General features: G+C 69.3%; 12 protein-coding genes. 3 read left to right on the plus strand and 9 right to left on the minus strand.

The window, feature by feature from the left end; all coding sequences use genetic code 11:
* Together ACSAMQ_RS12365 and ACSAMQ_RS12370 are read right to left on the minus strand one after the other, a co-directional pair.
* The coding region (locus ACSAMQ_RS12365) for an NAD(P)H-dependent flavin oxidoreductase (protein ID WP_435395926.1) at nt 1-942 on the minus strand (942 nt) is incomplete at its 3' end.
* 94 nt (nt 943-1,036) lie between these two features.
* Nucleotides 1,037-2,233, minus strand: coding sequence for a putative peptide maturation dehydrogenase (locus ACSAMQ_RS12370; RefSeq protein WP_435395927.1), 1,197 nt, complete (start codon nt 2,231-2,233; stop codon nt 1,037-1,039).
* A 304-nt stretch (nt 2,234-2,537) separates the two neighbouring features.
* Here ACSAMQ_RS12370 and ACSAMQ_RS12375 point away from each other — a divergent pair, with 304 nt between their 5' ends.
* Nucleotides 2,538-2,891, plus strand: a complete 354-nt coding sequence (locus ACSAMQ_RS12375; RefSeq protein ID WP_435395928.1) for an NHLP-related RiPP peptide — start codon at nt 2,538-2,540, stop codon at nt 2,889-2,891.
* Nucleotides 2,892-3,008: 117 nt separating this feature from the next.
* On the opposite strand, the gene ACSAMQ_RS12380 is transcribed toward ACSAMQ_RS12375, so the two are convergent.
* The 4 genes from ACSAMQ_RS12380 to aceB all read right to left on the minus strand — a co-directional run bounded on the left by ACSAMQ_RS12380 (nt 3,009) and on the right by aceB (nt 10,126).
* Nucleotides 3,009-5,540, minus strand: a complete 2,532-nt coding sequence (locus tag ACSAMQ_RS12380; RefSeq protein ID WP_435395929.1) for a putative peptide modification system cyclase — start codon at nt 5,538-5,540, stop codon at nt 3,009-3,011.
* 23 nt (nt 5,541-5,563) lie between these two features.
* The gene (locus tag ACSAMQ_RS12385) at nt 5,564-6,601 is read right to left on the minus strand and encodes a diguanylate cyclase domain-containing protein (RefSeq protein WP_435395948.1); all 1,038 of its coding nucleotides are present in this window, start codon (nt 6,599-6,601) and stop codon (nt 5,564-5,566) included.
* Nucleotides 6,602-7,134: 533 nt separating this feature from the next.
* Nucleotides 7,135-8,436, minus strand: coding sequence for an isocitrate lyase (gene aceA, locus ACSAMQ_RS12390; protein ID WP_435395930.1), 1,302 nt, complete (start codon nt 8,434-8,436; stop codon nt 7,135-7,137).
* 55 nt (nt 8,437-8,491) lie between these two features.
* Nucleotides 8,492-10,126, minus strand: a complete 1,635-nt coding sequence (gene aceB / locus ACSAMQ_RS12395) for a malate synthase A (RefSeq protein ID WP_435395931.1) — start codon at nt 10,124-10,126, stop codon at nt 8,492-8,494.
* A 134-nt stretch (nt 10,127-10,260) separates the two neighbouring features.
* Between aceB and ACSAMQ_RS12400 the strand changes: the two genes are divergently transcribed.
* A complete protein-coding gene (locus ACSAMQ_RS12400; RefSeq protein ID WP_435395932.1) occupies nt 10,261-11,229 on the plus strand; it encodes a LysR family transcriptional regulator in 969 nt (322 codons plus the stop codon).
* A 141-nt stretch (nt 11,230-11,370) separates the two neighbouring features.
* Here the strand turns inward: ACSAMQ_RS12400 and ACSAMQ_RS12405 are convergent, their stop codons facing one another.
* On the minus strand, nt 11,371-14,307 hold the full coding sequence (locus ACSAMQ_RS12405; RefSeq protein WP_435395933.1) for a collagenase: 2,937 nt from the start codon (nt 14,305-14,307) through the stop codon (nt 11,371-11,373).
* A 633-nt stretch (nt 14,308-14,940) separates the two neighbouring features.
* On the opposite strand from ACSAMQ_RS12405, the gene ACSAMQ_RS12410 reads away from it, so the two are divergent.
* On the plus strand, nt 14,941-15,645 hold the full coding sequence (locus ACSAMQ_RS12410) for a GntR family transcriptional regulator (RefSeq protein ID WP_435395934.1): 705 nt from the start codon (nt 14,941-14,943) through the stop codon (nt 15,643-15,645).
* 80 nt (nt 15,646-15,725) lie between these two features.
* Here the strand turns inward: ACSAMQ_RS12410 and ACSAMQ_RS12415 are convergent, their stop codons facing one another.
* Both ACSAMQ_RS12415 and arfB read right to left on the minus strand, forming a co-directional pair.
* Nucleotides 15,726-16,337 (minus strand): 1-acyl-sn-glycerol-3-phosphate acyltransferase, encoded by a 612-nt coding sequence (locus ACSAMQ_RS12415; protein WP_435395935.1) that lies wholly within the window; start codon nt 16,335-16,337, stop codon nt 15,726-15,728.
* Between the two features lie 10 nt (nt 16,338-16,347).
* The gene (gene arfB, locus ACSAMQ_RS12420) at nt 16,348-16,758 is read right to left on the minus strand and encodes an alternative ribosome rescue aminoacyl-tRNA hydrolase ArfB (RefSeq protein ID WP_435395936.1); all 411 of its coding nucleotides are present in this window, start codon (nt 16,756-16,758) and stop codon (nt 16,348-16,350) included.
* Nucleotides 16,759-16,834 lie beyond the last annotated feature (76 nt).

Genomic DNA, 16,834 nt, shown 5'->3' on the forward strand with positions numbered 1-16,834 from the left:
CTGCGCGCGCAGGGGCGCGAGCGCGCCGCCGGCGAGCGGGAACGCCGGCGCCAGCGCCGACATCGGCCCGAGCTCGCGCATCAGGCGGTTGACGATGCCGCGCGCCGGACGGCCGGTGAACAGGTTGGTCAGCGCGGTCTGGTCGTCGCGCGCGTCCTGCAAGGCCTGACGGTGCAGCGGCGACAACTTCGCCTCCGGGCAGAACAGATACGCGGTGCCGATCTGCACCGCGGCCGCGCCGAGCGCGAACGCGGCGACGATGCCGCGCGCATCGCCGATGCCGCCGGCGGCGATCACCGGCACCCGCACCGCATCGACCACCTGCGGCAACAATGCGAACAGGCCGACCTGGGTCGAGACCTCGTCGTCCGCGCCGAGGAACAAGCCGCGATGGCCGCCGGCCTCGGCGCCCTGGGCGATGATCGCGTCGCAGCCGTGCGCTTCCAGCCAGCGCGCTTCGGCGACGGTGGTCGCCGAGGACACGATGCGCGCGCCGGCGGCGCGGACGCGCTCGAGCAGGCGCGGCTCGGGCAGGCCGAAGTGAAAACTGACCACTTCGGGCCTCACCGTTTCGACGAGTTCGCAGTAGGCCTCGTCGAACGGACTGCGGTTCGAGGCCGGCACCGGCATCGCCGGGTCCAGGCCGAACTCGCGGTAATACCCGGCCAGGCGCTCGCGCCAGGCCGATTCGCGCGCGGGATCGGGCGGCGGCGGACGATGGCAGAAGAAGTTGAGGTTGAGCGGCCGGTCGCTCGCGGCGCGGATCAAGCGGCACTGCTCATGCGCCTGTTCGACGCCGAGCAGGGCGCAGGGCAGCGAGCCCAGCGCGCCGGCCTGGGCGGCGCCGATCACCATCTCGGCGAGGGTCGGGCCGGCCATCGGCGCCTGCACGATCGGCAGCTCGATGCCGAACAAGTCCTGGATACGCCGGTCGGGCCACATGGCGTCGCGCCTCTCGATGGATGCGAAGGCCTCAGGATGACATCGCTCGACGGCAGGCGTCGCGCCGCCGGCTGGCACGCTGCGTTGCAGCGCCTCAGCGAACGGGCGAGGCGCCCTCGCCCCAGACCGCACCGGCCGGGTCGAATTCGGTGTTGGCCATGCGCTCGCCGCGCCAGCCGAAGCCGCAGATCGCCAGCGGCCCTTCGACCAGCGGGTCGAGGCCGAAAGCCTGCTCGATGTCGGCCTCGTTGATCGCCGAGGTCACGAACGCACCGAGCCCGAGTTCGGTCGCGCTGAGGTACAGCGTCTGCGACAGATGGCCGCTGTCGAGCACCAGCGCGCGATAGGCCTTGGCGTGCTGGCGGTATTTCCAGAAGCTGCGCGCGTAGCGCGGCGTCAGCACCGCCATCGCCGGGGCGTCGGCGAACCAGTGCTGCCCGGCCAGGGCGCACAAAGCGAATTCGCTCAACGGCGCCTGCGGTGCGGGCAGGGGTTCGAGCGCGTGATCGAGCGCGTGGTAGTGATACAGCCCGGGCGCGACGCCGTCGACGCGCTGCACGATCAGATAGGCCTCGGTGGGGTGCAGGCCGCCGCCGGACGGCGAATGTTTCTTCAGGAAGACGGTGTCGTCCTGCACCTTGACCAGGGCCTGCGCGGCGAACACCCGCTGCAGCATGTGCGCGAACACGGCCTGCGACAGCGGGCGCGCGGCATCGAAGTTGCGGCAGGTGGAACGCCGCGCGAGCAGCGCATCGAAGGCGTTGCCGGCGGTGCGCGGCAAGCCGATGCGCCGCTCGGCCGGACCGCGTTCCAGCACCGGCGGCGGCGGCGCGCCGAGCTTGCGACGCAAGTCGGTTGCGGTATGCAGCTCGCTGGCGTCCATCGCGGCGACGGCGTCCAGGCCCTGCCAGCGCGCGAGGCGGTGCAGCATCGCCGCCGGCGCAAACCAATGGCCGCTGCGCAGGCGTTCGTCGCGCTCGCGATAGGCGATGCGCGGCGCACTGGCATCGGCGGCATCGCACAGCACCAGGCCGATGTCGAGCAAGTGCGTCAGCACCTCGCCGTCGGCCGCGCTCAGCGCGCTCGCGTCGACCCAGTCGCCCGGGCTCAGCCGGCCGAGCAGTTCGCGCTGCTCCGCGTCGACCTCGATCTCGCCGTCGAGATGGGCGGCGAGCGCGAGCCAGCGCAACTGCCGCGCCAAGCCGGCGCCGCCGGACAGCAGCGAGGACAGATCGAAGGCGACCTGCTCGCGCGGCTCGAAGAAAAGCACGGAGCAGCGGCGGATGCGCATCGAGGGTTCCTGGGCGGCGACGGGCGCGGCGAGCGGATCGCCGCCGGCCGGTCATGCGGGCTCCGTATCATGCCCATCGCCCGCAAGCCGTTCCAGCGCGCGCGTCGCAACTGAACGAGACAGCTGAACAAGCACGGCGATTAGCGCCCTGAACGCCTGGATCGGCGCCGCACGGGGCGCCGAATGGCCGGCGGTTGGGCGTTTTTGCGTGCTACGCGGGTGAGCGGCTGCTGTTCGCCGCTCCCCAACAGCGATAAATTCGGCCGCAGACAGGCCCGCAACGGGTCTTCACAAGGGGAAACAGATGTCTATCGACAACAACCACAAGAACGGGCACCCGCCGCTGGCACCCGAGGTCGCCGACCGCCTGCTCGATCTGCTCAGCTCGGACGACAAGTTCCGCACTGAATTCGCCAAGGACCCCGGCGCCGCATTGCAAAACAGCCTCGGCCTCGCGCCGCAGCAGACCCAGGCCGCACTGGCCGGCGCCAGCTGCCTGCGGGTCACCTCGCTGGCCAGCAAGGAAGAAGTGCAGGCCGCGCGCGACGAACTGCGCGGCAGCCTGACCGCGGCCGGTGCGCATACGGTGGTGTTCATGCTCGAAGTCGGCCAGGTCCAGGCCAGCTTCGGCGGCGGCTCCGGCGGCACCCTGGCCTGAACCCGGGCGCGGCGGCGGGCAGGGGGCCAGCCGTCGCGCCGAGCGATCGTCTCGCTCGCAAGATCCGGTCGAATCGACCGTCCTGCGCGCCTGCGCAGGACGGCGCCGCCGTGCGCGTCAGCCGCCGGGCTCGACCGCGGCGGTGGCTTTCGCCAACTCGCGCTGCGCCGCCGAAGCATCGGCGACGTTCATCGCCAGATACACCTGGGCGCCGGCCGGATCGCCGTAGGCGCGGCCGCGATGGGTGGCGATCCAGCGGGTTTCGACGGCCGCCTCGTCCTCGCGGCCGGCCGCGAGCAATGCATCGCGCAAGGCGACGTGGGCCTGGAAGGGTTCGCTGCCGTCGCCGAGCCCGCGCAATTCGCGGATCGCCTCCTCGGGCTTGCCGGCCAGGCGCAGTTGCTCGGCGCGCGCGACCTGCAGCAACTTGCGCGACACGGGGCTGCCGCTGGTGTTGACCGCCTTGACCACGCGCGGCAACAGGCGCTCGGCCAGAGCGCGGTCGCCCTGGCGCTGGGCCAGGCGCACCGCGGCCAGCGCACTCAAGGTCAGATCGTCCTGGTCGGCGCTGTCGGGCTTGCCGGCGTCGGCCAGCACCGCATCGGCGAACAGCTCGATCTCGGCCGAGCTCGGCCGATCCTTGCCGGACGCGCTGCGCACCATCAATTCGGTGAAGCGCAGCGGGTGACGCACCACGACCGCGGCGCCGCGCGCGGCGCGCGCCGCTTCGCGCGCGATTTCGGCGGCCTTGTCGTACTGGCCCTGGTCCAGCGGCACCGCGATGCGCTCGAACTGGTAGGTCAGGTTCCCGCCGGCGATCTGGCCACGCTCGGTCAGCGAGTCGAGGATCCGGTTGGCCTCGTCGAAACGGCGCATCGCCGCCAGCGCCGAGGCGTGACGGCGGTTGGGCGCGTAATGGCCGCTGAGTTCGGCTTGCTTGAACGCGTCGAGAGCCTTGGCGTAACGCTCCTGCGACAGGTGGATGCGCCCGGCCAGCTCGAAGGCGACGTTGCGCAGCGGTTCCTGCGGCGCGGTCGCGGCCGTGGTCGCGGCCAGCGCGCTGTCGAAGCGGTTGGCGAGGAATTCCGACCAGGCGTATTGATAGCGCCCGGCGAAGTAATCCGGGTACACCCCCGCCAGCAGCTTCCACTTGCCCGGCGCATGCAGCGAGGGCTGCGGGCCGAACTCGGCCGCCCACGCGTCGAGGTACAGGGCCTCGCGCGGAGTCAGGTGGTCGCGCAGCTCCTGTGCGCGCTCCAGATAAGGCCGCGCGCTGTCGTTGTCGGCGTTGCTGACATGGACACGCATGATGCCCATGTGCGCCAGGGCGAACTTCTGGTCGATCTGGACCGCGCGCTGGAAGTACTGCTGGGCCTCGTCTAGCTGGCGATGGGCGTAGGCCTTGGTGCCGAGCGCATAGGCGCGCAGCGCATCGAGGTTGCCGGTCGCGACCTTGGGCAGCGGCTCGGAATCCTTGTCGATGCTTTTGAGCGCTTCGCCGAGCTTGCCGCGCAGCGCGGAGGTGACCTCGTCGATCGAAGTCAGCGCCGAGGCCGCACCGACGCCGTCGGCCGACTCGGCATACACCGTGGTCTGGGTGTGCGGATCGATCACTTCGGCGCTCACCCGCACCCGCCCGCCGACTTCGGCCACCGTCGGCAGGATCACCGCGCGCGCGCCGTCGCGCAGCGCGATCTCCGAGGCGACCGCGCGGTCGAGCACGGTGTCGGCCTTGCGCTGCATGCGGTCGAGGGTGTCGCGCGCCTTGAGGTCGGACAGCACGTTGACGTAGCGCGATTGCTCCAGGCTGATGCGGAAGGCTTGTTCCAGCGAATCGTCGAGCACGCTCTGTCCGGTCAGGTTGCGCAGGTCGCCGACCACCACCCAGTCGCGCTGGTTGAAGGCGATCGCCGGCTGCGGCCGGGTCGCGAACCACACCCCGGTGCCGACCATCGCGAGCAAGGCGACCTCGGCGGCGAGCGCGGCCGGACGCCGCCACAGGGGAATGTCGCGCCAGGCCTTGGGCCCGTTCGGCGGCGCGCGCAAAGGCGCGATGCCGGGCTCGCCGACCTCGTAGATTTCCTGCGCTTCCGGCACGCCCTTGAAGCGCCAGCGGCCGTGCGATTTCCACAGCAGTTGCTGGCCGCGTTCGCCGAGCTCGCGCGCGGCGCGATGCGCCAGCGGCTCGGCGATCGCCGACAGCAGGATCTGGCCGGGACGCGCGGTCGCCATGAGCCGGCCGGCCATCGGCTTGGCCAGGCCTTCGACCTCGACCGGCTTGGCGCCGACCTGCACCGCCTCGTCGCTGTTGCGCCAGGTCAGCACTTCGCCGACGTGCAGGCCGGCGCGGGCCTGCAGGGTCAGCTTGCGCGGCGCGCCGAGCTCGCGCAGGCCGCGGGCGTAGTCGAGGGCGAAACCGAGCCCGTCGATGGGCCGCTCGAACAACAGCAGCAAGCCGTCGGAACGGTCGATCAGGCGGCCGCGCCAACGCTGCTGCAACTGCAGCACCAAGCGGTCGTGCTCGCGGAACAAGGATGCAGCCGGACCGTCGCCGAGGCGTTCGACCAGGGTGGTCGAATCGCACAGGTCGGTCAGCAACAGGGTCCGCAATTGCGGCCCGTCGGCGTTGGGTCGGTGGGCGTCGTTCATGGCGGCATCCTTGTCGACGCGGCTCATGCCGACGTCAGTTCCGCGTCCTGCCAATGCACGCGATTGCCGCCCAACCGCTTGGCCTGGTACAGCGCGCCGTCCGCGTGCGCATACCAGTCGTTCCATTCGTGCTTCGCGCTGACCAGGCAGGCGCCGACGCTGACCGGACAGATCGTCGGCGGCGATTGCGGGATCAGCAGCAGGCCGTGCACGGTCGAGACGATGAAGTCGGCGAAGCGCATCACGTCCTGGCGCGTCGACGCCGCGACCAGCAGGCAGAATTCGTCGCCGCCGAGCCGGCAGGCGATGTCCTCCGGGCCGGCCACCGAACGCAGGATGTTGGCGACGCTCTGCAGCACGCGGTCGCCGACCAGATGACCGTGGTCGTCGTTGACCTGCTTGAAGCGGTCGCAGTCGATCAGGATCAGGCCCATCGCGTCGGGCATGCCGACGGTGCGGCTTTCCTGCAGGTGCAGGGTCAGGCCGCGACGGTTGTACAGGCCGGTCAGGTCGTCGGTACGGATCAGCTCTTCGGTCTGGTTGAGCTGGTGGGTGGTCGCGTACAGGCTGTCGAGCGCCGCTTCCAGGTCCTGGTTGCGGCGGCGCAGGCGCCGGATCAGGCTTTGTTCGTTGAGCACCACGCGCATGATCGCGCGGCGCAGGAAATACGAGACCAGGGACGGGTCGCGATCGACCAGACGCTGGAACTCCTCGTGCCGCAGTTCCACCAGCAGGCCGTCGGTGGCGGCGATCGCGTCGGCGCTGCGGGCGTGGTCGCCGATCAGCAGGCCGAGCTCGCCGAAGAACTCGCGTACGCCCAGGCGCTTGGTGACCAGGTCGTCGCCGAAGTCCAGGACGATCGCGCCGCGCGCGATCACGAACATGGTGGTGCCGAGTTCGCCGCGACGGAACAGCACCTGCCCGGCCTCGACCCGGCGCGGCCGCCCGATCTCGGCGAACAGTTCGAATTCGCCGGGCGTCAGCACGGCCATCGCCACGTCCGTTGGCGCCGCGGTCGCTGTCGAGTTGTCGGTTTCGCGGCCCATCGAGGGCACCGCCATGTCGCGATTCATCCCGATCTCCCCACACCCCTCATCCTGTGGGGTTCCGCCAGCAGGATAGCATCTGGTCTGAACTGCTAACGCGGGTTTGGGGCCGAAACGGCCAGTCCGCGCCGGCATCCACGGCCATTACGCAGCCAATGCGTTGCAGCCGCGTGGCGGCCGCGCGCGGGCGTTGCGCGAAGGAAACACCGCGCAGTCGGGGATTTTCGCCTGGTTCGGCATCGACTTCAGGCCACGGCCGCCTGTTCATGCGGCACCGGCCGGCCTCGTCCTCGCCCGGCCGCGCACCGACCTAGTACTTATCGGCTATGCGGCGTCGCCGGTCCGGGCGCCAGCCGGACCCGTCGGGTTCTCCCTCGCCGGGCGATGGCACACAAGACGGGATCGTACGACTGCGCCCTCCCCGCAGACGCGCCGGCCCGGGAACGCGACACCGCCGCGGCCAGCGGCGCGGCGGCGGCCTCGAACGAAGAAGGGCTCCTTGCGGAGCCCCTCCCGTCCCTATCCTCTCGCGTCTTGCGGACGAGGGCTCAGGCGGCGGCCTTGCTGTGGTCGTGGAACTGCTCTTCCTCGGTCGAGCCCTTCAGCGCCACGGTCGAGGACTGGTTGCCCTGGATGGTCTGGGTCACCGCGTCGAAATAGCCGGTGCCGACCTCGCGCTGGTGCTTGACCGCGGTGAAGCCCTTTTCGGCGGCGGCGAACTCGGCCTCCTGCAGTTCCACGAACGCGCTCATCTGGCGGCGCGCATACCCGTGGGCCAGGTTGAACATGCCGTAGTTGAGGCTGTGGAAGCCGGCCAGGGTGATGAACTGGAACTTGTAGCCGTAGCCGGCGATTTCTTTCTGGAACTTGGCGATGGTCGCGTCGTCGAGGTTCTTCTTCCAGTTGAAGCTCGGCGAGCAGTTGTAGGCCAGCAATTTGCCCGGGAACTTGGCGTGGATGGCCTCGGCGAACTTGCGCGCGAATTCCAGGTCGGGCTTGCCGGTCTCGCACCACACCAGGTCGGCGTACGGCGCGTAGGCCAGACCGCGGCTGATCGCCTGGTCGAGGCCGTTGCGGGTCTTGTAGAAGCCTTCGACGGTGCGCTCGCCGGTGGTGAAGGGCTGGTCGTTGGGGTCGATGTCGGCGGTCAGCAGGTCGGCGGCTTCGGCGTCGGTGCGCGCGACGATCAGCGTCGGCACGCCCATGACATCGGCGGCCAGGCGCGCGGCGACCAGCTTCTCGACCGCTTCGCGGGTCGGCACCAGCACCTTGCCGCCCATGTGGCCGCACTTCTTCACCGAGGCGAGCTGGTCTTCGAAATGCACGCCCGAAGCGCCAGCCTCGATCATGCCCTTCATCAGCTCGAAGGCGTTGAGCACGCCGCCGAAGCCGGCTTCGGCGTCGGCCACGATCGGCTGCAGGAAGTCGACCTCGCCACTGCCTTCCGAGCACTGGATCTGGTCGGCGCGCAGCAGGGTGTTGTTGATCCGGCGCACCACCTGCGGCACCGAGTTGGCCGGGTACAGCGACTGGTCGGGATACATCTCGCCGGCGATGTTGGCGTCGGCGGCGACCTGCCAGCCCGACAGATAGATCGCCTTGAGGCCGGCCTTGACCTGCTGCATGGCCTGGTTGCCGGTGAGCGCGCCGAGCGCGTTGACGAAGTCTTCGGTATGCAGCGACTTCCACAGTTTGTTGGCGCCGAGCTTGGCGATCGAATGCTCGACCGGCACCGTGCCGCGCAGGCGCACCACGTCCTCGGCCGAATACGGGCGGGTGATGCCGGCCCAACGCGGGTTGTTGGCCCAGTCGTCACGGAGTTGATCGGCGGTCGGCAGGGTGTGGCTCATGACTTCGATTCCTTGCGTATGGGTCGTATGACGTGGGGTAGGGAGGCGCTGCGACTCAATCGATGCGCTGGTACGCGGGCAGGGTCAGGAACTCTTCCAGGGTGTCGGCGTGAGTCAGCGCGTCGAGCATCGCGATGGCCTCGTCGAGCTTGCTGCCGCCCGGCAGCTTCATGCGGTCGGCGAGCTTGCTCGGCAGGCCGATCAGGGCGCGTTCGAGCAGGGCGAAATCGAGCGGCGTGCCGTCGTCGAGGAACAGGCCGTCGGCGTGCAGCCACTGCCACAGCTGGGTGCGGGCGATCTCGGCGGTGGCGGCGTCTTCCATCAGCCAGTGGATCGGCACGCAGCCGTTGCCTTCGAGCCAGGCGGCGAGATAGCGCACGCAGACCTCGACGTTGCCTTCGAAGCCGCTGCGGGTGATCGTGCCGAACGACGGCTTGATCAGGTCGTCGCGGATGATCAGCACGTCGTCGCGCAGCACGTGCTGCTGGTGCGGAGTCGGCATGCGCTCGTCGAAGATGCGCATCGCCAGCGGGATCAGCGCCGGGTGCGCGACCCAGGTGCCGTCGTGGCCGGCGGTGACTTCGCGCAGCTTGTCGGCGCGCACCTTGGCCAGCGCGGCTTCGTTGGCGGCCTCGTCGCCGCTGATCGGGATCTGCGCGGCCATGCCGCCCATCGCATGCGCGCCGCGCTTGTGGCAGGTCTGGATCAACAGCTCCGAATACGCGCGCAGGAACGGCTGGGTCATGGTGACCTGGCCGCGCTCCGGCAGGACCTTGTCGCGATGCGCGCGGAAGGTCTTGAGATAGGAGAACACGTAGTCCCAGCGGCCGCAGTTGAGGCCGGCGATGCGGCTGCGCAGCGCGTGCAGGATTTCGTCCATCTCGAACACCGCCGGCAGGGTCTCGATCAACACCGTGACCTTGATCTGGCCGGCGGCCAGGCCCAGCGCACGCTCGACGTGGTCGAGCACCTCGTTCCACAGCTGCGCTTCCTCCATCGACTGCAGCTTGGGCAGGTAGAAATACGGGCCGCGGTCCTTGGCGGCCAGCGCGGCGGCGTTGTGGAAGGCGAACAGGCCCAGGTCGAACAGGCCGCCGGCGATCGGCGCGCCGTCGACGCGCAGATGCTTCTCGTCGAGGTGCCAGCCGCGCGGGCGCACCATCAGCACCGCCTGCTCCTCGAAGGGCTTGAGAGTGTAGTGCTTGGAGCCGTCCGGCGCCATCCAGTCGAGGGTGCCGGCGACCGCCTTCCTGAGCGCACGCTGGCCGGTCAGCAGGTTGGCCCAGGTCGGCGCGGTGCTGTCCTCGAAGTCGGCCATGTAGACCTTGGCGCCCGAGTTGAGGGCGTTGATCACCATCTTCGGATCGCAGGGGCCGGTGATCTCGACTCGGCGGTCGAGCAAGGCGGTCGGCAGCGGCGCGACCCGCCAGTGGCCGTTGCGGATCGCCGCGGTGTCGGCGCGGAAGTCCGGCAAGCCGCCGGCATCGAAGTAAGCCTGGCGCTCGCGGCGGGCGGCGAGGCGGGCCTGGCGCGCCGGTTCGAAACGGCGGTGCAGCCCGGCGAGGAATTCGAGGGCGGCCGGGGTCAGCAATTGCTCCTGTCCGGCCAGGCTGGCCGTGAGCTCGATGCCGTCACCCGGCTGACGTTGCTCCTGTTGCGGTTGCTGCCATTGCGAGATCACTGCCGACATTGGTGCGACTCCTGGGGGATGGGGACCGGTTCCGACGAACCGGTCCGTTGCCCAGACCATGCGCTGGCGTCTTGTATTTGACAATCAAGTTTTTTCAATGCATATCATTTGAATAACTTATAAGTAGTTCTCATGTGGCCACGACACGCGGCCTAAGTCCGCGATTTGCTTACAAAGGTGATCGGCTCAAGCCCTTGCGTGCCTTCTGCCAAACTGCGCGCCTGGGCTCAGTCTCACGAGCTGCTGAGGCGCTCTACCTGAGCCAGCCGGCCGTCACCCTTCAGCTTCAGGCGCTGGAACGCGAGATGGGCGTGCGCCTGCTCGAGCGCAGCGGCCGCCGCCTGGCCCTGACCCGCGAGGGCGAGGCGCTGTACGAGCTGGCCCGGCCCCTGGTCGAGGGCCTGGACGCCCTGGAGGGCAGCTTCCGCGAGCGCATCCGCGGCCTGGATGCGGGCGAGCTCAACGTGGCCGCCGGCAGTTCGACCATCCTGTATCTGCTGCCGAAGATCGTCGAAGCCTTCCGCGCCGCCCATCCCGAGGTCCGCCTGACCCTGCATAACGTCACCGGCGCCGGCGGCCTGGACCTGCTGCGCTCGGACGCGGTCGACCTGGCGGTGGGCTCGATGCTCGATGTGCCCGGCGACCTCAGCTACGCCCCGGTCTACCGCTTCGAGCCGATGCTGATCACCCCGCGCGACCACCCGCTGGCCAAGCTCGAGACCCTGACCCTGCAGGACCTCGGTCCCTATGGCCTGATCCTGCCGCCGCAGCGGCTGACCACCTACCGCATGGTCGACGTGGTGTTCCAGCAGAACCGGGTGCCGTACACGGTCGCGCTCGAAGTCGGCGGCTGGGAGGTGATCAAGCAATACGTGGCGATGGGGCTCGGCATCAGCATCGTCACCGCGATCTGCCTGACCGACGCCGACCGCGCGCGGCTGTCGGCGCGTTCGCTGGCCGAGTATTTCCCTTCTCGCAGCTACGGCGTGGTGGTGCGCAAGGGCAAGTATCTGTCGCCGCAGGCGCGCGCCTTCACCGAGCTGATCCAGCCCGACCTGTTCGTGCGCGGCGATTACTACGCGACCGGCCAGTCCGATCGCTGAGCTGCGATCGCGAATGAAACGGGGCGGGAGCTCGCGCCCCCCGCCCCGCCGTCGTTGCCGCTAGCGTTGGCCGCCAGCTCGGACCGCTGGCTCGTACGGCTAGTCCGGACCACTAGCTCGCACCCCGAGCTCGGACCGAACTCAGTACTGCACGCTCAGGCGCACGCCGCTGAAAGCGGTCGCTCCGTGCAGGCTGACGAACACGTAGCCGGTCGGCGGGTTGTTGACGGTCAGCGTTTCGGTGTTGCCGCTCGCGGTCGAACGATAGTTGTGCGCCGAGCGCGTGGCCCAGGCGCCCAGCGTGTTGACGTAGAGGTCGGCGTTGCCGGTGCCGCCGGAGCTGGTGATGCGCAACTGCGTGGTGCCCTGCGGCACCTGCAGATACAGATACACGTAGCCGTCGGCCGAGGCCGCCAGATTGCTGCGCGAGCAGTTGCGGCCGAGCTCGCGCGGGTCCGCGCCGCCGCACTCCGGCAGGCTGCCGCCGCTGCTCACGGTGACGCTCTTGGCGAGCGTGGTGCGCGCGCCGCGATTGTCGGTCACGGTCAACTGCACCGCATAGGTCCCGGCCGCGGCGTAGGTCTTGACCGGATTCGCGGCGGTCGAGCCGGTGCCGTCTCCGAAGTTCCATGCGCGCGCGACGATGCTGCCGTCGGCATCCGAGGAGCCGTCGGCGAAGCTCACCTTCAGGCCATCGACCCGCGTGGTGAACGCCGCCACCGGCGGGGTGTTCGCGGTGCCCCCGGTGACCGTCACCGATTTGCGGGTGGTCGCGGTCGCGCCGCGGTTGTCGGTGACCGTGAGCTGCACGGTGTAGGTGCCCGCGGCGGCGTAGGTCTTGCTCGGGTTCGTGGCGGTCGAACCGGTACCGTCTCCGAAGCTCCAGGCGCGCGAGGCGATGCTGCCGTCGGGGTCGGAGGACGAATCGCTGAAGCTCACCGTCAAGCCGTTCGCGGTGTGGCCGAACCCGGCCACCGGCGACTGGTTCGGCGTGCCGCCGCAACCGGGGCCGTCCGGCGTGGCGACGCAGGGCAGCCAGGCCCGGAAGGCCGCGTCGTTGTTGCTGCCGATGCTTCCCATGTAGGCGGCGTAGCCGGTGTAATTGCCGGGACGGAAGTAGCCCAGGATGCTGTTCACTTCGCTGCGGCGCTGCTCGAACATGAAACGCACCGCCAGATAGCCCCAGCGGTAGACCAGGTTCTGGCCGCTGTTGTAGTCGTTCTGGTAGACCCGGCTGAGCGCGTAGGTGCCGCGCGCGGCCTCGCCCTGCGCCGCGGTGTTGACTAGGTTGCGGTACGAGAACGACATGTATTCGGCGAAGCCCTCGACCCACCAGACGGTCTTTTGCTTCATCGCCGCGTTGAAGTCGCCGTACATGTTGAAGCGGCCGTCGAGGTAATGGATGTACTCGTGAGTCAGGTTCCAGATCTCGAAGGTCTGCGGACGCATCCACTCGGCCTCGTAGGCGATGAAACGCGCCTGGTTGCCGACGGTAGCCGGGTTGCCTTCCAGGTACATGCCGCCGTTGTTGGTGTCGATGCCGAAGATCGCGCCCGCGTAGGTGCCGTAATCGGTGCTGCTGTCGAACACCACCATTTCCAGCGCCGCGTTCCGGTCGTCGGCGACCGGCACGCCGCCGGTGGCCAGGGTGCGATGGAAATAGGTTTCCTCGCCGGCCACGATCGCGCAGGTGTCGGCCAGTTGCGCCGCGGTCATCGCCTGCGCGCGCAGGCGCAGGGTCGGACTGCAGGTGTGGCGGATCGGCAGGGCCGCCGCTTCGACCCGGGCGGTGAAATCGCACAGGCTGTAATAGCTGCAGTTGGCCTTGTCGTAGTAGTCGACCATTTCGCCGATGCCGACCCACAGGCGCGCGGTCGGTCCCGACACCGAGGAACGCTCGAGCAGGGTCTTGGCGCGCGCCTGGGCGATGCTCTTGACGTTGCCGGTGTACTGCAGGAAACGGCCGATCTCGCGGCCGGCGTTGGACACCAGGTAGTCGTCGGCCTGGCCCAGCATCGCGAAGTGCCTGTCGGCGAAGCTGTACATCGTCTCGACGACCGAGGGGTCGGCCTGCACCGCGGCGCGGAAGGCCGCATCCTGGTGGCCGCGGAAGGTCACGTTGTAGACGTTGTTGACCGCGACCTTCATCCAGAAGTAGGCGTTATAGCTGCTGTTGTAGCTGTCGAGCAGGCGCTTGACCACGTACAGGTAACGCGCGTTCTCGGTAGAGCTGTCGATCAGGGTGACGAACTCGGCCAGGGTTTCGCCGTGTTCGTCGTTGACCAGGCCGAAGTTCGGATTCGCGGCGAAGGCGTCGAGGGCCGGACGGATCGCGCTCTTCAACGGTGCGCCGTACGCGCCGACGCTGGTGTCGTAGAACTGCACGTAATAACCGGCGCGCAGGTACATCACCAGTTGCAGGGTGCTGCCGGCGTTGCTGCCGTCGTAGTCGCGCGCCGATGCGGCCAGGGCATTGGCGATCGTCACCATCTGCGCTTCGCGGAAGGTGCCGTAGGCGGTGGCGCCGCTGAGGCCGAACAACTGGTTGATGCAGTCGGTGTCGGCGCTCTTGACCGCGGCGACCAGGGCATCGCCGCTGAGGCTGGCGAACTGGCTGGCGTCGCAGGCGGCCGCGGCCGCCTGCAGGCTGCGCGCGCTGAACTTGGCGAGCGAGGGCCGTTGCAGGAGGTCGCGACGCGCATCGAAGCGGTCGTACTCGGTGTCGGCGCGTTCGCGCAGCATCGGCTGGTGGGGAAGGCGCAGCGAAGGCTCGGCGGCGCGGTCCTGCTGGTGCGCACCGAAGATCTGCCGTTCGGTCGCCGGCGATTTGCGCACTGCGGCGATGCGGGCGGCCGCGGTCTGCGGGCCGGTGCCGACGGCGAGATTCATGGCGAAGTCGGCGCGCGGCGACGGCGTGCCCGCGATCGCGCTCGACAGGGACGCCGGTACCGGGCTCGATGCGGCGGGGACGCCGTTCAAAGCGGCCCAGGGCAAGGCATAGCTGAGAAAACTGGCGGCGGTGACGACGGCGCCAAGCATCAGGACCTGGGTGGTCCGCGGTTTGGGTGCAAAAGACATCGCATTCTCCTTTGATTGGACATCGGGCCCGATGCGGCGGCGTCGTGCGGCCTGGCGATCGGGTCCGTGGTTCCGGACTGCGGAAAGTCATCGACGATCGAACGAGTGGATGAGGGCGGCTCTCCTTGCTCGGTTGGCTCGGTTGGCTCGGTGGTCGGGACGCGCGCATCGCGCACGTTCGTGGGGGACGGGAACGGCCGGCGGATCCAGGGCGGGCGCGGCAGACGTCGCGGAGCTCGGCGCGCATTCGCGCTGCCCCTCCGGCCGGGCAGCCGGGTTCGCGGCGCAGGCCTGGGCCTGCCCCTTCGATCGGTCCCGAGTCTGTTCACCGGCGGCCCCCTGCCGTGCCGGTCACACGCCTGTCATGTCGCCAGGCCATTTTGTATACCGTATACGGTATCCAGTAATTTCAGCCGATTCCGTGACGCCAGTCCGTGCAGTCGATTACCGGCTGGTCAGGGCTGTGCGCGCCGACGAACGGCCCTCGCCCACCGCCATGCGTCCCGCGTGCTCGCCGCGTCCGCTCTCCTTCCCGAACCGATCCTCTGCACAGCGACGCCACGACCGCGCTGCAGCGGTGCGCGGCTCGCCGCGGAGAGGCCGCGGGCGCCGGCGGTTGGGTAGACTGAACGCATGAGCATCGTCCCCCGTTCGTTGTCCGACCAAGCCTTCGAAGTGGTCCGCGAACGCATTCTGTCGACCCAGATTCCGCCGCTCGCGCCGATCCGCCAGGAACTGCTCGCCGAGGAGCTCGGCATCAGCAAGATCCCGCTGCGCGAAGCGCTCGGCCGGCTGGAACAGCAGGGCTTGTTGAGCTCGCACCCGAACCGCGGTTTCTTCGTCCCGGCGATGACCGCCGGCGAGGCCGAGGAAGTGTTCGCGCTGCGCCTGAAGATCGAGCCCGACGCCGCCGCGCATGCCTGCCTGGAAGCCGGCGAGGAGGCACGCAAGACCGCCGCGGCCGCGCTGGCCGCGTTGGAAACCGCCTCGAAGACCGACATCCACAACGCGGTGCGCTACAACCGCACCTTCCATCTGTCGCTGGTGCGGCCGGGCGGACGGCATGTCACCACCCAGCTGGTCGAACGCCTGCAGGTGCTGGCCGAACGCTACGTGCGCAAGCACCTGGAGCCCGAAGGCCGCGAGGCCCGGGCCAGCAGCGAGCATCACGAAATCCTCGACGCCTGGCTGGCGCGCGACTCCGCGCGCGTGGCCGACCTGCTGTGCGCCCACATCGTCTCGACCTTGAACGACCTGCGCCTGCAGCTGGAACAAAGCGACAGCGCCGGCCACGGCGGGCCGGCCGGCGGCAAGCGCGCGGGCCGTCCGCGCAAGTAACGTCCGGGCCGCCCGCCCGCACGCACGCAACGCCGGGAGCCGGCGCGGCCGGCCGGCTCGACTCGGATCAGACCGATCGGTCAGCTCGTGCCGTGGTGCTTGCCCTGCCAGGGCTTGTACCAGTCGCGGATGCGGCGCATGTCGGCCTCCATGTCCTCGCCGAGGTGGAACGCCTCGCCGATGCCGATGATCCTGTCGGGGTAGTGGAAATACGCCGGCACCACCGGCACGTCGGCGGCCTTGGCGATCTTCCAGAACCCCGCCTTCCAGCGCTCGACCACCTTGCGCGTGCCTTCGGGAGCGAGGCCGAACCAGAAATGCTCCTGGGCGCGGATCATCGCCGCGGCCTGCTCGATCACGCCGTGCGCGGCGCTGCGGTTGACCGGGATCACCCCGAGCGAACGCAGCAGGCCGCCGAGCAGCGGCACCCGGAACAGCGAGTCCTTGCCGAGGACTTTCACGTCCAGGCCCATCGCCGCCTTCGCCGCGAACCCCCAGACGCCGTCCCAGTTCGAGGAATGCGGTGCGCCGATCAGTACCGCGCGCGGAATGTCGGGAAAGGCGCCGACCATGCGCCAGCCGCCGAGCCGCAGGATGGTGCGGCCGATCCATCGGGTGAAACGGTTGAAGCGCACTTGCGGCACGTTCGGCGGCAAGGTCAGGACGATGTCGTCGCGGGCTGGCTGCTGCATGCGGGCTCCGTCAGTCCCAATTGCTTTGCGAACGACCGCGCTTGGTCGAGCTGCGTTCGCGCTTGGCGCCGAGGCGGCGTTCCTTGGAAGCACGGCTGGGCTTGGTGGCGATGCGCGGCTTGGGCGCGCGCAGGCCGCTGTCGACGAAGGCGGCCAGGCGCTCGCGGGCGTCCTCGCGGTTGCGTTCCTGGGTGCGGAAACGCTGCGCGCTGATCACCAGCACGCCCTCGGTGGTCACGCGCCGGTCGCGCTTGCTCAGCAAACGCTCGCGCACGGCCTCGGGCAACGACGGCGACTGCGCGATATCGAAGCGCAGTTCCACCGCAGTCGCGACCTTGTTTACGTTTTGCCCGCCAGGACCGGTCGAACGCACGAAGCGCTCGACCAATTCCTGTTCGGGAATCGTGATCGACAGATCCACCATGCTCTCCTCCGCCGGCGATTGTAGACCGGCGCGCGGTCGCGTCCATTACGCGGCATTGACGGCCCCGGGTGCG

Source organism: Lysobacter sp. 1R34A (assembly GCF_051217035.1).
Taxonomy (GTDB): Bacteria; Pseudomonadota; Gammaproteobacteria; order Xanthomonadales; family Xanthomonadaceae; genus Lysobacter.

What these genes read in the sequence shown, in the direction of transcription:
- ACSAMQ_RS12370 (WP_435395927.1), bottom strand. Translation starts at nt 2,233, where the DNA reads ATGCGCATCCGCCGCTGCTCCGTGCTTTTCTTCGAGCCGCGCGAGCAG.
- ACSAMQ_RS12375 (WP_435395928.1), top strand. Translation starts at nt 2,538, where the DNA reads ATGTCTATCGACAACAACCACAAGAACGGGCACCCGCCGCTGGCACCC.
- ACSAMQ_RS12380 (WP_435395929.1), bottom strand. Translation starts at nt 5,540, where the DNA reads ATGAACGACGCCCACCGACCCAACGCCGACGGGCCGCAATTGCGGACC.
- ACSAMQ_RS12385 (WP_435395948.1), bottom strand. Translation starts at nt 6,601, where the DNA reads ATGGCGGTGCCCTCGATGGGCCGCGAAACCGACAACTCGACAGCGACC.
- aceA (WP_435395930.1), bottom strand. Translation starts at nt 8,436, where the DNA reads ATGAGCCACACCCTGCCGACCGCCGATCAACTCCGTGACGACTGGGCC.
- aceB (WP_435395931.1), bottom strand. Translation starts at nt 10,126, where the DNA reads ATGTCGGCAGTGATCTCGCAATGGCAGCAACCGCAACAGGAGCAACGT.
- ACSAMQ_RS12405 (WP_435395933.1), bottom strand. Translation starts at nt 14,307, where the DNA reads ATGTCTTTTGCACCCAAACCGCGGACCACCCAGGTCCTGATGCTTGGC.
- ACSAMQ_RS12410 (WP_435395934.1), top strand. Translation starts at nt 14,941, where the DNA reads ATGAGCATCGTCCCCCGTTCGTTGTCCGACCAAGCCTTCGAAGTGGTC.
- ACSAMQ_RS12415 (WP_435395935.1), bottom strand. Translation starts at nt 16,337, where the DNA reads ATGCAGCAGCCAGCCCGCGACGACATCGTCCTGACCTTGCCGCCGAAC.